Origin of the sequence: Methylobacterium sp. CB376 (assembly GCF_029714205.1) — a bacterium.
Lineage (GTDB): Bacteria > Pseudomonadota > Alphaproteobacteria > Rhizobiales > Beijerinckiaceae > Methylobacterium.
In genome coordinates, this window is sequence record NZ_CP121648.1 from 3,627,257 (window position 1) to 3,639,645 (window position 12,389).

General features: G+C 75.3%; 10 protein-coding genes. 4 read left to right on the forward strand and 6 right to left on the reverse strand.

Annotated elements, in window-relative coordinates:
- Positions 1-3 precede the first annotated feature (3 nt).
- The 3 genes from QA634_RS16485 to QA634_RS16495 form a co-directional block, all read right to left on the reverse strand.
- Positions 4-1,299 (reverse strand): efflux RND transporter periplasmic adaptor subunit, encoded by a 1,296-nt coding sequence (locus QA634_RS16485; RefSeq protein WP_012333057.1) that lies wholly within the window; start codon positions 1,297-1,299, stop codon positions 4-6.
- Entirely contained in the window at positions 1,296-1,913 is a 618-nt protein-coding gene (locus QA634_RS16490; protein ID WP_012333058.1) for a TetR/AcrR family transcriptional regulator, read from the reverse strand. Before QA634_RS16490 ends, QA634_RS16485 begins: the two co-directional genes overlap by 4 nt.
- Before the next feature lie 132 nt (positions 1,914-2,045).
- Positions 2,046-3,008 carry a tlde1 domain-containing protein gene (locus QA634_RS16495; protein ID WP_445928385.1) on the reverse strand — a complete coding sequence of 321 codons (963 nt, stop codon included), beginning with the start codon at positions 3,006-3,008 and terminating at the stop codon, positions 2,046-2,048.
- Positions 3,009-3,497: 489 nt separating this feature from the next.
- Here QA634_RS16495 and QA634_RS16500 point away from each other — a divergent pair, with 489 nt between their 5' ends.
- Positions 3,498-7,031: a hybrid sensor histidine kinase/response regulator gene (locus QA634_RS16500; protein ID WP_012333060.1), complete on the forward strand. Its 3,534-nt coding sequence runs from the start codon at positions 3,498-3,500 to the stop codon at positions 7,029-7,031.
- A 193-nt stretch (positions 7,032-7,224) separates the two neighbouring features.
- On the opposite strand, the gene QA634_RS16505 is transcribed toward QA634_RS16500, so the two are convergent.
- The gene (locus tag QA634_RS16505; RefSeq protein WP_012333061.1) at positions 7,225-7,854 is read right to left on the reverse strand and encodes a S24 family peptidase; all 630 of its coding nucleotides are present in this window, start codon (positions 7,852-7,854) and stop codon (positions 7,225-7,227) included.
- Positions 7,855-7,997: 143 nt separating this feature from the next.
- On the opposite strand from QA634_RS16505, the gene QA634_RS16510 reads away from it, so the two are divergent.
- Positions 7,998-8,345 (forward strand): DUF952 domain-containing protein, encoded by a 348-nt coding sequence (locus QA634_RS16510; protein WP_012333062.1) that lies wholly within the window; start codon positions 7,998-8,000, stop codon positions 8,343-8,345.
- Between the two features lie 6 nt (positions 8,346-8,351).
- Positions 8,352-9,431 (forward strand): quinone-dependent dihydroorotate dehydrogenase, encoded by a 1,080-nt coding sequence (locus QA634_RS16515; protein WP_012333063.1) that lies wholly within the window; start codon positions 8,352-8,354, stop codon positions 9,429-9,431.
- 58 nt (positions 9,432-9,489) lie between these two features.
- Here QA634_RS16515 and QA634_RS16520 read toward each other — a convergent pair whose 3' ends face one another.
- Positions 9,490-10,872, reverse strand: a complete 1,383-nt coding sequence (locus tag QA634_RS16520; protein WP_012333064.1) for an MATE family efflux transporter — start codon at positions 10,870-10,872, stop codon at positions 9,490-9,492.
- A gap of 4 nt (positions 10,873-10,876) precedes the next feature.
- Positions 10,877-11,242: a DUF6460 domain-containing protein gene (locus QA634_RS16525; protein ID WP_012333065.1), complete on the reverse strand. Its 366-nt coding sequence runs from the start codon at positions 11,240-11,242 to the stop codon at positions 10,877-10,879.
- Positions 11,243-11,437: 195 nt separating this feature from the next.
- Between QA634_RS16525 and QA634_RS16530 the strand changes: the two genes are divergently transcribed.
- Complete coding sequence (locus QA634_RS16530; protein WP_012333066.1) at positions 11,438-12,388, forward strand: alpha/beta hydrolase; 951 nt, start codon at positions 11,438-11,440, stop codon at positions 12,386-12,388.
- Position 12,389 lies beyond the last annotated feature (1 nt).

Genomic DNA, 12,389 nt, shown 5'->3' on the forward strand with positions numbered 1-12,389 from the left:
GCCCTACTTGATCACGGTCCGGGCGCCCGCCGCGGCCCGGGTCTCCGGCTGGCCGCGAATCTCGGCCTGACCTCTGGTCTCGGCCTGACCTCCGGGCTCGGCCTGCGGGCGCTCCGCCACGGCAGCGCCCTCGCGCAGGCGCAGCATGCCCTCGACGACGACGTGCTCGCCCGCCCGCACGCCGCGCGCCAGGGCGGCGACGCCGGCGGCGGCCGAGATCACCTCGACCCCGCGCCGCTCGGCGAGGCCGTCCGGGCGCACCACCCAGACGAAGCTGCCGTCCTGGCCGGGCTGCACCGCGACCTGCGGCACCGTCACGGTGCCGGGCCGCCGGCCGAGATCGACCTCCACGCGGACGTACTGGCCGGGCCAGAGCCGCTCGTCCTCGTTGGGAAACGACGCCCAGGCGGTCACCGTGCCGGAGGCCTGGTCGACGCTCGAATCCACGAAGGAGAGCCGCCCGGTGGCCAGCGCCCCGTCGCCGGTCCCGGCATAGACCCGCACCGGCGCCGCCTCCGGGCGGGCGAGCGCCGCGCGCAGGCGGTCGAGTTCGCGCTCGGGCAGCGAGAAGGTCGCCCGCAGGGGCTTCATCTGGGTGATGGTGACGAGGCCGGTCCCGGTCGATTCGTTGCCCTTGACGAGGTTGCCGGCGGTCACCCGCACGGTCCCGAGCCGGCCCGCGATCGGGGCCCGGATGGTCGCGTGGTCGAGCCGCACCCGGTCGGCCTCCAGGGCGGCCTTGGCGGCCTCGACATTGGCCGCCGCCACTTTCGACTCGGCGGTGGCGAGGTCGAGCTGCGCCTGGGAGGCGGAGTTGCGGGCGAACAGTTCCGTGACGCGCCGCACGTCGTTCTGCGTGCGGGTGCGGGTCGCCTCGTCGCGGGCCAGGGCGGCCTCGTCGCGGGCGATCTGGGCGCGCAGCTCGCGGTCGTCGAGCCGGTAGAGCACGTCCCCTGCCCTGACCACCTGCCCGTCGCGGGCGAGCTGCTCGGTGATCACGCCGTCGATGCGCGGGCGCAGCACCACCGTGGCGATGGGCTCGATCCAGCCGACGGTGGCCCGGGTGATGGGCAGGTCCGCGCTGCCCGCCAGGGCGGTGCCGACGGCGATGCGCGGCGCGGCCGGCGCGCTCGCCGGCACCGGCGGCACGAAGGCGGCCGGCAGGTGCTGGGCCAGCGCCGGCGGCAGGGCCGCGCGGGTCTCCGTCCAGGCGGCGCGGGCATCCCCCCCGTGGCGGTGGAGCATGACGCCCGCCGCGGCGGCGAGCGCGGCCGCGAGCAGCAGGACGAGGCGGGTCATGCGACGGCTCCGAGATGGGCCGGACGCGGCGCGGCGGCGCCGGCCTGGAGCCCGGTGAGGAAGAAGGCGGCGACGTCGCGGGCGGAGGGGGCGGCGCGGCCGCTGCCGTGGGCGGCCATGCGGATGCCGCCGAGGATCATCATGGCGGCGAGGTCCACGTCCGCCACGCGGAAGCGGCCGGCGGCGATGCCGTCGCGCAGGAGCGCGGCCAGGGCCTCGCGCAGGCCGTCGAACCCCTCGCGCAGCACCCGGCGGCTGCGCTCGCCGAACTCGCTGCTGCGGCTCTCGATGGCGTGCAGGGCGGGCGAGAGCTGCCCCACCCGCTCCAGCACCAGGGTCACCGCCGCCTCGAGCCGGGCGGCCTCGTCCCCGCCCGCGGCCCGCGTCGCCCCGATCCCCTCGCGCAGGTCGGACAGGGTCCAGGCCAGCCCGGCGATGAACAGGGCCTCCTTGGTCGGAACGTAGCGGTAGAGGGTGGGCTTGGCGACGCCGGCGGCCGCCGCGACCGCGTCCATGTGGACGTCCGCGTAGGGCATGCGCGCGAAGAGCCGCATCCCGGCCTCCAGGATGCGGCGGCTGCGGTCCGGATCGAGGGGGCGGGCGGGCTCGCTCATGCGCACCGACTGAACGCGACGGTTCAGTCGCGGCGACTGAACTCGTGGGTTCAGTCTCGCGGGCTCCGGCAACGACACAAGGCGGCGCTCCCGCGGCGTGGTGCCGCAGGATGGCCGCCGGCCGGGTCCGCCCTATCCCCGCCCCGCCACCACGACCATGCGGCGGACCTCGCCGCGCAGGAAGGCCTGCAGGAAGCGGTCGTAGTTGCGGAACGAGACGCAGCCGTTCGAGGCGCCGGTCGGGCCGAGCATGTAGGTGTGGGCGAGGAGCCCGACCCGGCCGTGGATCGCCGCGGGCCCGCCGACCGGGTTCAGGCGGATCGCCCGCACGCCGTGGAAGAGCCGCTCGCGCTCGGTGAGGTCGTAGGTGCCGGGCGGGGTGGCGCCGCGCATCGGCACGTGGACGAAGCGGGGATCGTCCATCTTGTCGCCGAGCCCGGAATGGGCCTCCAGCCGCTCGCCGCTCGGCAGCGTGACGGTCCCGGCGGTGATGTCGTAGATCGCCGTCGCCTCGCCGAGCGGGGGGGACGGCATCGGGCTGAGCAGCCGGCGCGGGGTGGGGTCGATGGTGTCGCGGTCCACCCCCGCGTAGGCGAGCGCCGTGCGGGCCGGCTCCTGCGGGGCCCCGAACAGCTTCTCGAAGAAGGTGCGCGTGTCCGCCATGGCCGCGGCCGGGCTCTGCGCCCGGCCGCGGCGCGGCGTCTGGCGCTCGGCGAGCCGCGGCGTCTCGGGCGGGCGCGCCGCCCGGAACTCGGAGGGCCGGGGCACGGGCAGCGGCACCGGCTGCAGGACGAGCCGGGCCTCCGGGGCGAGCGAGGGCGCCTCGGCCGGCCGCGGGGGCAGGGCCGCGACCTGCACGGGCGGCTCGGCCCGCGGCCCGGCGAAGCCGGCGGCCGCGCGCGAGGGCTCCTGCTGCCACGCGAGCCGCGCCGGATCGAGGGCGGGGGTGGGGTCGAACAGCCACGCGGCCCGGGCCGGCGGCGCGGCGACCGCGGCCGGAACCGGGGCGGGGGCGCGGCGGGAGCCGGCGCGGGCGCGGTCGGCGCCGGACGGGCGGCCCAGGGCACCACGCCCTCGGAGGCGAAGCCGAACCACGCGACCCCGCCGACGACCAGCAGGGAGCGGATCAGCCCGCGGCGGGGCGCGGGCCAGCGCGGGGACGGACCGGCGGAGGGGAAGGCGCGCTGGACCATGGATACGCTACTCGTCGACGCACGTCCCGAGCGATGCGGCCCGCTGACGGCGCAGCGCGCGCCAGAATAGACTGGCGAGATGCGCGTTCGCGCCGCCGTGAAATGGTCCGTTGCTTCGGGAAGTACCAATTTCGGCTGTATCAGCGATAACACCGCGTGGTTAATCAGCACTGAACCGACGTGGTTAATCATCGCTGAACCGGTGCGGGGAGCGCGCCGGATCGTCGTGGGACGGGCGGGCGCCGGGGCTCCCGGGCGCGCCGGACCGGGCGGCGGAGCGCGCCCTCCCCGGCGAGCCCGCCTTTCCAGTCGTCGCGGCGGCCGGTTATGCCCTACACAGGGGCGGACGATCGGACGCTTGCTCCGATCCGCTTGAGGACGACGCGCGGGGATGATCGCGGGCTGGGCGGTGGTGCTGACCGCACTCACCTACATCTGCGCCCTGTTCACGGTGGCGCATTGGGGCGACGTGTCCGGCCGGCGCCTGATGCGCGACGAGCGCGTGCGGCCGACCATCTACGCCCTGTCGCTCGCGGTCTACTGCACCTCCTGGACCTTCTTCGGCTCGGTCGGGCTCGCCAGCCATTCGGGCCTCGACTTCCTCACCATCTATGTCGGCCCGGTGCTGGTGATCGGCCTCGGGCACCGGCTGGTGGCACGGGTCGTGCGGATCGCCAAGGCCCAGAACTCGACCTCCGTCGCCGACTTCATCGCGGCCCGCTACGGCAAGAGCGAGCGCATCGCCGCCCTGGTCTGCCTGATCAGCATCGTCGGGGCGATCCCCTACATCGCCCTGCAGCTGCGCGCCGTCGCGGCCTCGCTGCGGGTCTTCCTCGACGCCACGGACGGGCGCGGCGGCGGCACGATCGGCCTGATGGGCGATCTCGGCCTGTTCACCGCCCTGGTCCTCGCCGGCTTCGCGGTCGCCTTCGGGACCCGCCACGCGGACGCCACCGAGCACCAGGACGGGCTGACGCTCGCCATCGCGATCGAGTCGCTCGTCAAGCTCCTCGCCTTCCTGGTCGTCGGCGGCTTCGTGGTCGGCTGGGTGCTGCGGAAGGCGCCGGTGGTCACCCCCGGGGCCCTGCTCGGCGGGACGGCCACCCTGGTCGCCGACACGTCCGGCCCCTGGACGCTGCTGGTGCAGGTGCTGCTCTCGTCCTGCGCCGTGCTGCTGCTGCCGCGCCAGTTCCACATGGCCGTGGTGGAGAACCGGGCGGTGGCGGACGTGACCCGCGCCGCCTGGGCCTTCCCGCTCTACCTCGTGCTCATCAACCTGTTCGTCGTGCCGCTCGCGGTGATCGGCCTGATGATGTTCCCGGACGGGAGCGTCATGCGCGACATGACGGTGCTCGCCCTGCCCCTGGCCGAGCGCGCGGACGGCATCGCGCTCATCGCCTTCGTGGGCGGGCTCTCGGCCGCGACCGCGATGGTGATCGTGGAATCGGTCGCGGTCGCGATCATGATCTCGAACCACCTCGTCATCCCGCTGGTCCTGCGCGGGCGGCCGGGGAGCCAGCGGGCGACCAATCTCGGCGGCGTCGTGCTGGCGGTGCGCCGGGTCGCCATCGTGGTGGTGATCCTGGCGGCCTACGCCTATTCGCGGGTGGCCGGCGAGGTGGCGCTCGCCTCGATCGGCCTCCTGTCCTTCGCGGCCGTGGCGCAGATCGGGCCGGCCTTCCTCGGCGGCCTGATCTGGCGGCGCGGCACCGGCCTCGGCGCGGTGGCGGGGCTGACGGCGGGGCTCGCGGTCTGGGCCTACACGCTGCTGCTGCCGAGCCTGCTCGGCGAATCCGCCAGCCCCTGGGCGCGCGCCTTCCTGGAGGACGGGCCCTTCGGCATCGCGGCCCTCAGCCCCACCGCCCTGATGGGGCTCGACGACCTGCCGCGCCTCGTCCACGGCACGCTCTGGAGCCTCGGCCTCAACGCCCTGGCATATTGGGGCTTCTCGCTGCTGCGGGCGCCGAGCGCGATCGAGCGGCTCCAGGCCGAGGCCTTCGGGCACGAATTCGTGCAGGACGCGCCGCCCCTGCGCCTGTTCCGCGGCACGCTGAGCTTCGGGGAGCTGCGCGCCGCCGTCGCCCGCTTCCTCGGCGAGGAGCGCGCGCAGCGGGCCTTCGACGCCTACTTCGCCGAGCGCGGCCGGATGATCCTCCACCCGGACGCGGTGGCGGGGCTCGGCGAATTGCGCCACGCCGAGCACCTGCTCGCCTCGGCGATCGGCGCCTCCTCGGCCCGGCTCGCGCTCTCGCTGCTGCTCGGGCGGCGCAACGTCTCGCCGCGGGCGGCCCTGCGCCTCCTCGACGACGCCTCGGCGGCCTTCCAGTACAGCCGCGACTTCCTGCAGCACGGCCTCGACCACGCGGGCCAGGGCATCACGGTCTTCGACCGCGACATGACCCTGATCGCCTGGAACCGGGCCTTCGCGGACCTCTACGACCTGCCCAACGACATCATGCGCACCGGCATGCCGCTGGAGGAGATCGTCCGCTACAACGCCGCCCGGGGCGCCTACGGCGACCGCGAGGCGGACGACCTCGTGCGCGAGCGCATCGCCGCCTTCCGGCAGGAGACCGGGCCGCAGCGCCTGCGCCTCTCCCCGAGCGGGCGCGTGATCGAGATCCGGGCCAACGCCCTGCCGAACGGGGGCGTGGTCGCGACCTACACGGACGTCACCGACGCGGTCGCGGCCGAGGAGGCCCGCGAGCGCCTCAACGAGGAGCTGGAGCGCCGGGTGCGGGAGCGGACCGAGGAGCTCACCCGCCTCAACGCCGCGCTGAGCCGCGCCAAGGCCGAGGCCGAGGAGGCCAACGCCTCGAAGACGCGCTTCCTCGCCGCCGCGAGCCACGACATCCTGCAGCCCCTCAACGCGGCCCGCCTCTACGCGGCGGCCCTGGTCGAGCGCGACCGCGCCGCCGACCCGACGCTCGCCGAGAACGTCGACGCCTCGCTGGACGCGGTCGAGGAGATCCTGACCGCGCTCCTCGACATCTCCCGCCTCGACACCGGCGCCCTGACGCCGCAGCTCTCGACCTTCCGGGTCTCCGAGCTGATGCGCCAGATCCGGCGCGAATTCGAGCCGATGGCGCGCGAGAAGGGCCTGGAGCTGCGGGTGATGCCCTGCGGCCTCGGCGTCCGCTCGGACCGGCCGCTCCTGCGCCGGCTGCTCCAGAACCTCGTCTCCAACGCCATCAAGTACACCCAATCGGGCCGGGTCCTGGTCGGTGCGCGCCGCCGCGGCGAGCGCCTCGAACTCATGGTCTGCGACACCGGGCTCGGCATCCCGGCCTCCAAGCGCAAGGTGGTGTTCCAGGAATTCCAGCGCCTCGAACAGGGGGCCCGGGTCGCCCGCGGCCTCGGGCTCGGCCTCTCGATCGTCGAGCGCACCGCGCGGCTCCTCGGTCACCCGATCCGCCTGCGCTCCGAGGTCGGGCGCGGCTCGATCTTCTCGGTCCTGGTGCCGGTCGCCGCCCTGCGGCCGGCCCCGGAGGCCGCCGCGGAGGCGCCCCGCCCGGCGGACGCCGCCCTCTCGGGCCTCTCGGTCCTCGCCATCGACAACGAGCCGGCGATCGTGGACGGCATGGCGCGCCTGCTCGCGAGCTGGGGCTGCCGCGTGCGCACGGCGGGCTCGGTCGGCGAGGCGGTGCGGCGGGTGCTCGCCCCCGCCCCGCCCCCCGACGTGATCGTGGCGGATTACCACCTCGACGAGGGCAACGGGCTCGACCTGATCGCCTCGCTGCGGGCGGCCCTGTCGGCCGACGTGCCGGCGGTGCTGCTCACCGCCGACCGCTCGCCGCCGGTGCGGGAGACGGCCGCGGCGCAGCGCGTCCACCTGCTCACCAAGCCGCTGAAGCCCGCCGCCCTGCGGGCGCTGCTGACCCAGTGGCAGGCCCGGCGGGCGGCGGCCGAGGAACCCTCCGGCTGATCGCGGCGCCGCGCGGCCATCGCCCTCGTCCGGGCGCGCTGGTTCGGCATCGCCGTCCGGACAGCCGATGGCGGTCCTGGCCCGACCTGCTGCCGAACCGGTCGGCGGACAACCGCCCCCTTCACCGGGAGGGCCGCCGGGTCGGCGGCGGCGACGATGCGGAGCCAGGATGCCGGGCGGGACTCCGCCGCGGTCAGTGCCGGACCCACATGATCCGCGCCATCCAGGCGATCTCGGCCGTCGCGATCGAGCGCGCGGCCTCGCCAGGCATCACGGGCGCGAGGTCCGCCACCCGCGCGGTGCGCCGACGCAGCACCGCGCCGACCAGCGCCCCCGTGCGCAGGCTCACCAGGATCCGGTCGCCGCGGCGCATCGGCGCCGTGGCGCAGACCACAAGCACGTCGCCGTCGTGGTAGAGAGGCCGCAGATCGTTGCCCTGAACCTCGATGGCGAAGCAATCCTGCGTGCCGAGATCCGGAAAATCGAGCTCGTCCCAGGCGGACCCGGTCGGGCGGCCGTCCGGCCCGATCCGCCCGGCCACCGCCAGGGCGGCGCTGCCGATCAGCGGCACGACGGCCGCCCCCGCGGCGGCCCGCGGCGAGACGAGCTGCACGAACTCGTCGAGGGTGGCCCCCGTCGCGGCCAGGATCTTGGCGAGGGATTCCGTCGAGGGCCAGCGCCTGCGGCCGTCGGGCGCGACGCGCTTCGAGCGGTTGAAGCTCGTCGGATCGAGCCCCGCGCGCTTGGCCAAGCCCGAGGGGGTCAGCCTGTGGCGCTGCGCGAGATGGTCGATTGCTGACCAAATCCTGTCGTGCGAAAGCATGGGGAGAGTATCTATCACCCGCAATCAGATCTGCGGACCGCTTCGCCCGACACTACTCGGCGTCATCCGAAAGGCAACGCCGCGTGGATGCCGCCCCGTAATAAATCCGGTTTCGCGCGAGAGGCGCCTCGGAATCCTCAGCCATGAGCATGATTTACAAGATCTGCCCGGCCCCGCTGTGGCGGGACGCGCAGGCCGCCGGCCGCTTCCTCGGCGCCCCGGTCGACCTCGCGGACGGGTACATCCACTTCTCCACCGCCGCCCAGGTCGCCGAGACCGCCGCCCGGCATTTCGCCGGCCAGGATGACCTCGTCCTCGTCGCGGTCGCGGCGGAGGATCTCGGCGAGGCCCTGCGCTACGAGCCCTCCCGGGGCGGCGCCCTGTTCCCGCACCTCTACGGGCCGCTGCCGCTCGCGGCGGTCCGCTCCGCGGTGCCGCTCCGGCTCGGACCGGACGGGCGCCACCGTTTCCCCGCGGACCTGGAGGGCTGACACGCCTTGCTCGCCAGCCTGTTCCCCCTCGCCCGGCCCGTTCTCCACGCCCTCGACGCCGAGACGGCCCATCGCCTGACCCTGCGGGCGCTCGCGCTCCTGCCCCCCGGACCACCGCCCGCCGACGACCCGGCCCTGGCGGTCGCGGCCTTCGGCAGGCGCTTCCCGAACCCGGTCGGGCTCGCGGCGGGATTCGACAAGGGGGCCGAGGTGCCGGACGCGCTCCTGCGCCTCGGCTTCGGCTTCGTGGAGGTCGGCGGCGTGGTGCCGCTGCCCCAGCCCGGCAACCCGCGCCCGCGGGTCTTCCGCCTGCCCCGCGACGGCGCCGTCATCAACCGGTTCGGGCTCAACAGCGAGGGGCTCGCCACCGTGGCGGCGCGACTCGCCGCGCGGGCCGGCCGGCCCGGCCTGATCGGCGCGAATATCGGGGCCAACAAGGAGGCGGCCGACCGGCTGGCCGATTACGTGACCTGCACGCGGGCGCTCGCGGGCCTCGTCGACTTCATCACCGTGAACGTCTCCTCGCCCAACACGCCGGGCCTGCGCGACCTGCAGGGCGAGGCCTTCCTGGACGAGCTCCTGGCCCGGGTCGTGGAGGCCCGCGACGCGGCAGGGGGCGGGCGCCGCGCCGCCATCCTGCTCAAGATCGCGCCCGACATCACCCTCGGCGCCCTCGACGCCATCGCGGCCACGGCCCTGCGGCGCGGGGTGGAGGGGCTCGTCGTCTCGAACACCACGGTGGCGCGGCCCGCCGGCCTCGCGGAGGCGGCGCGCGCCCGCGAGGCCGGCGGGCTCTCCGGCCGGCCGCTCTTCTCGCCCTCGACGCGGCTCCTCGCCGAGACCTTCCTGCGGGTCGGCACCCGCCTGCCCCTGGTCGGGGTCGGCGGGATCGATTCGGCCGAGGCCGCCTGGACCAAGATCCGGGCCGGCGCCAGCCTCCTGCAGCTCTACTCGGCCCTGGTCTATGCGGGCCCCGGGCTCGTCGGGACGATCAAGCGCGGGCTCGCCGCGCGCCTCGCCGACCAGGGCCGGCCGCTCGCCGCGTGGGTCGGCCGCGACGCGGCCGAACTCGCGCGCAGCGCCTGACCGGGGCCGCGTCGCGGCCCGCCCGCGGCCGGCCGGAGGCGGCCGCCCGGGCCGCGGCTCACGCCGCGGGCACCTGCGCGGGCACCTGCGCGGGGCCGGCGGGGGCCGCGCCGGCGGGGGCCGGCCCGAAGGCGGCCCGGGCGAGCCTCGGGTAGAGCAGGCCCTGGCCGATGCCGCGGGCGGCCAGGAAGGCCAGGAGCGCGAGCCACAGGCCGGTATTGCCGAGGCCCTGCACGCCCCCCAGCACCGCCAGGTAGGCGGCGAGCGCCGCGACCATCAGGTTGCGCATCGGCCGGGTCCAGGTCGCCCCGATATAGATCCCGTCGAAGGCGAAGGCCGCCGCGGCCACGACGGGCGTCAGGGCCGCGAAGGGCAGGTAGAGGCGCGCGAGGGCGCGCACCTCGGGATTGGTGCTGATCGCGTCGATGAAGGCGCCGCCCGTCGCCAGGAACAGCAGCGAGACCGCGAGGCCGAAGCCGAGGCACCAGCCGAGCGCGTAGCGGACGGCGCGCCGGAAGGCGCCCTCCCGGCGGGCGCCGAGCGCCTGCCCGCACAGCACCTCCGCCGCGGTGGCGAAGCCGTCGAGGAAGAAGCTGCCGACGAGGAACAGGTTCTGCAGCACGGCATTCGCCGCGAGGGTGAGGTCGCCCGCCCGCGCCCCGAGCGCCGAGAAGGAGCCGAAGGCCGCGATCACGGCCAGGGTGCGCACCATCACGTCGCCGTTGACCGCGAGCATGCGCAGCAGGGAGGTCCGCTCCAGCACCTCCGCGCGGGGGATCCGCCAGGGCCGGGAGCCGAGGCGGCGCAGCACCAAGAGGCCGAGGAGGAAGCCCAGGGCCTCGGCCAGGACCGCCGCCAGGGCCGCCCCCGCGACCCCGAGGCCGAGGCCGAGCACGAGCAGGATCGTGAGCGCGATGTTCGCGACGTTCATGGCGACCTGGAGGGCGAGGCCGAGATCGGTGCGCCCGCGTCCCAGGGTCGAGCCCAGCACGGCGTAGTTCATGAGCGTGAACGGCGCCGCGACGATGCGGATGCCGAAATAGGTCGCGAGGGCCGCGGTGACCGCCGGGCTCGCGCCGGCGAGCGCGAAGGCCGCCTCGCCGAGCGGCCGCTGCAGGGCGACGAGCAGCAGGCCCACGCCGCCCCCGACCGCCAGCGCCCGCGCCAGGGCCCGGTCGATCTCGGCCGCGTCGCCCGCCCCGGCGGCCTGGGCGGTGAGCCCGGCGGTGGCCATGCGCAGCGAGCCGAAGGTCCAGAACAGGTAGTCGAACAGGACGGCCCCGAGGGCGAGCGCCCCGAGGAGCGCGGCATCGCCCAGCCGCCCGATCGCCGCCGCGCCGACGACGCCGAGGAGCGGCGTCGTGACATTGGCGAGGGTCATCGGCAGGGCGAGGGCGAGGACGCGGCGGTTCGTCACCGCCGGGGCTGCGGACGCGTCCATGCGCCTAGCGCCCGCCCGCGAGCAGCCGCGACAGCAGCCAGAGCGGCACGACCACGACGGCGCCGGCGATCAGCCAGGTCCCGGCGTCGTGGAAGGTCGACAGGCCGAGGTCGATGAGCGTGCGCAGCGTGTCGTAGGCGTGGACGTAGAGCGCCCGGGGGGTGATCCCGATCATCGCCATGCCGGCGCCGACCAGGAGCGACAGGAAGACGAGCCGGACGAGGACGGCGGCGGGCGAGCCGCCCAGGAAGCGCCGCAGGTCCGAGCCGGCCCGATGCGCGCCGGACCCGTCATAGGCCCCGCGCGGATCCTGGCCGCCGCGCGGATCGTGCGGCCGCCCGGGCGGAATGGTGAAACGCGGATCGCTCATCGGGGCCTCGCGGAAGGGGATCGAACGGAAAGCTGCGGCCTGCCGCACACACGTCCCCGCAAATCTGCAACGGACGCGTTACGTCGCTCCGCGGCGCGTCGTAAAGATGGCGAGCGTCAAGCCCCACACCAGGAGGGCGCGCCATCGATTCACGAGGGAGACGTCCGCCGCAGCGGGCGGTCACGGGTTCGCAGCATGATCGACCACGCGCTCTTCGATCCCGCCAAGGCCGACCCGGATGCGGAGCGGCTCAACCGGGAGATCATGGCCGCGCAGGCGAGCGCCCCGGATCCCTGGTCGCTGCCCGTCGCCGAGGTGCGGGCCCGGCGACGACAGGGCAGCGCCGCCTTCCCGGCGATGCCGCAGAGCCCGCGGGCCGAGACGCTGACCATCCCGGGCCCGGGCGGCCCGATCGCCCTCAGGGTGATTCGCCCGGTGCGCAAGCCGCGCGGCGCCTACCTGCACATTCACGGCGGCGGCTGGATCTGGGGCGCGGCCGACGAGCAGGACCCCTGGCTGGAGCGCATCGCCGACCGCTGCGGCTTCGTCTGCATCTCGGTCGAGTACCGGCTCGCGCCCGAGCACCCCTACCCGGCCCCGCTCGACGATTGCGCGGCGGCGGCGCTGTGGCTGCACGGCGAGGGGCGGCGCCTGTTCGGCGTCGAGGCGCTGACCATCGGCGGCGAATCGGTCGGAGCCCACCTCTCGGTGATGACGCTCCTGCGCCTGCGCGACCGCCACCGGCTCCCGAAGGCGTTCCGGGGCGCGAACCTGTTCTCCGGCCTGTTCGACCTCGGCGTCACCGCGAGCGCCCGCAACTGGGGCGAGGAGCGGCTCGTCCTCAATTCCCGCGACGTGCGCCGCTTCGCGGACGGCTTCGTGCCCGAGGGGGTCGCCCGGCGCTCGCCCGAGGTCTCGCCGCTCTACGCCGATCTCAAGGGCCTGCCCCCCGCCCTGTTCTCGGTCGGGACCCGCGACCCGCTCCTCGACGACACGCTGTTCATGTCGATGCGCTGGGCCGCGGCCAATAACGGGGGCTACACGGCGGTCTATACCGGCGGCTGCCACGTCTTCATCCGCTACCCCCTGGCGATGACCGAGCGGGCGCTGGAGCTGATCGAGCGCTTCCTGATGGCGCTGGCCTGAA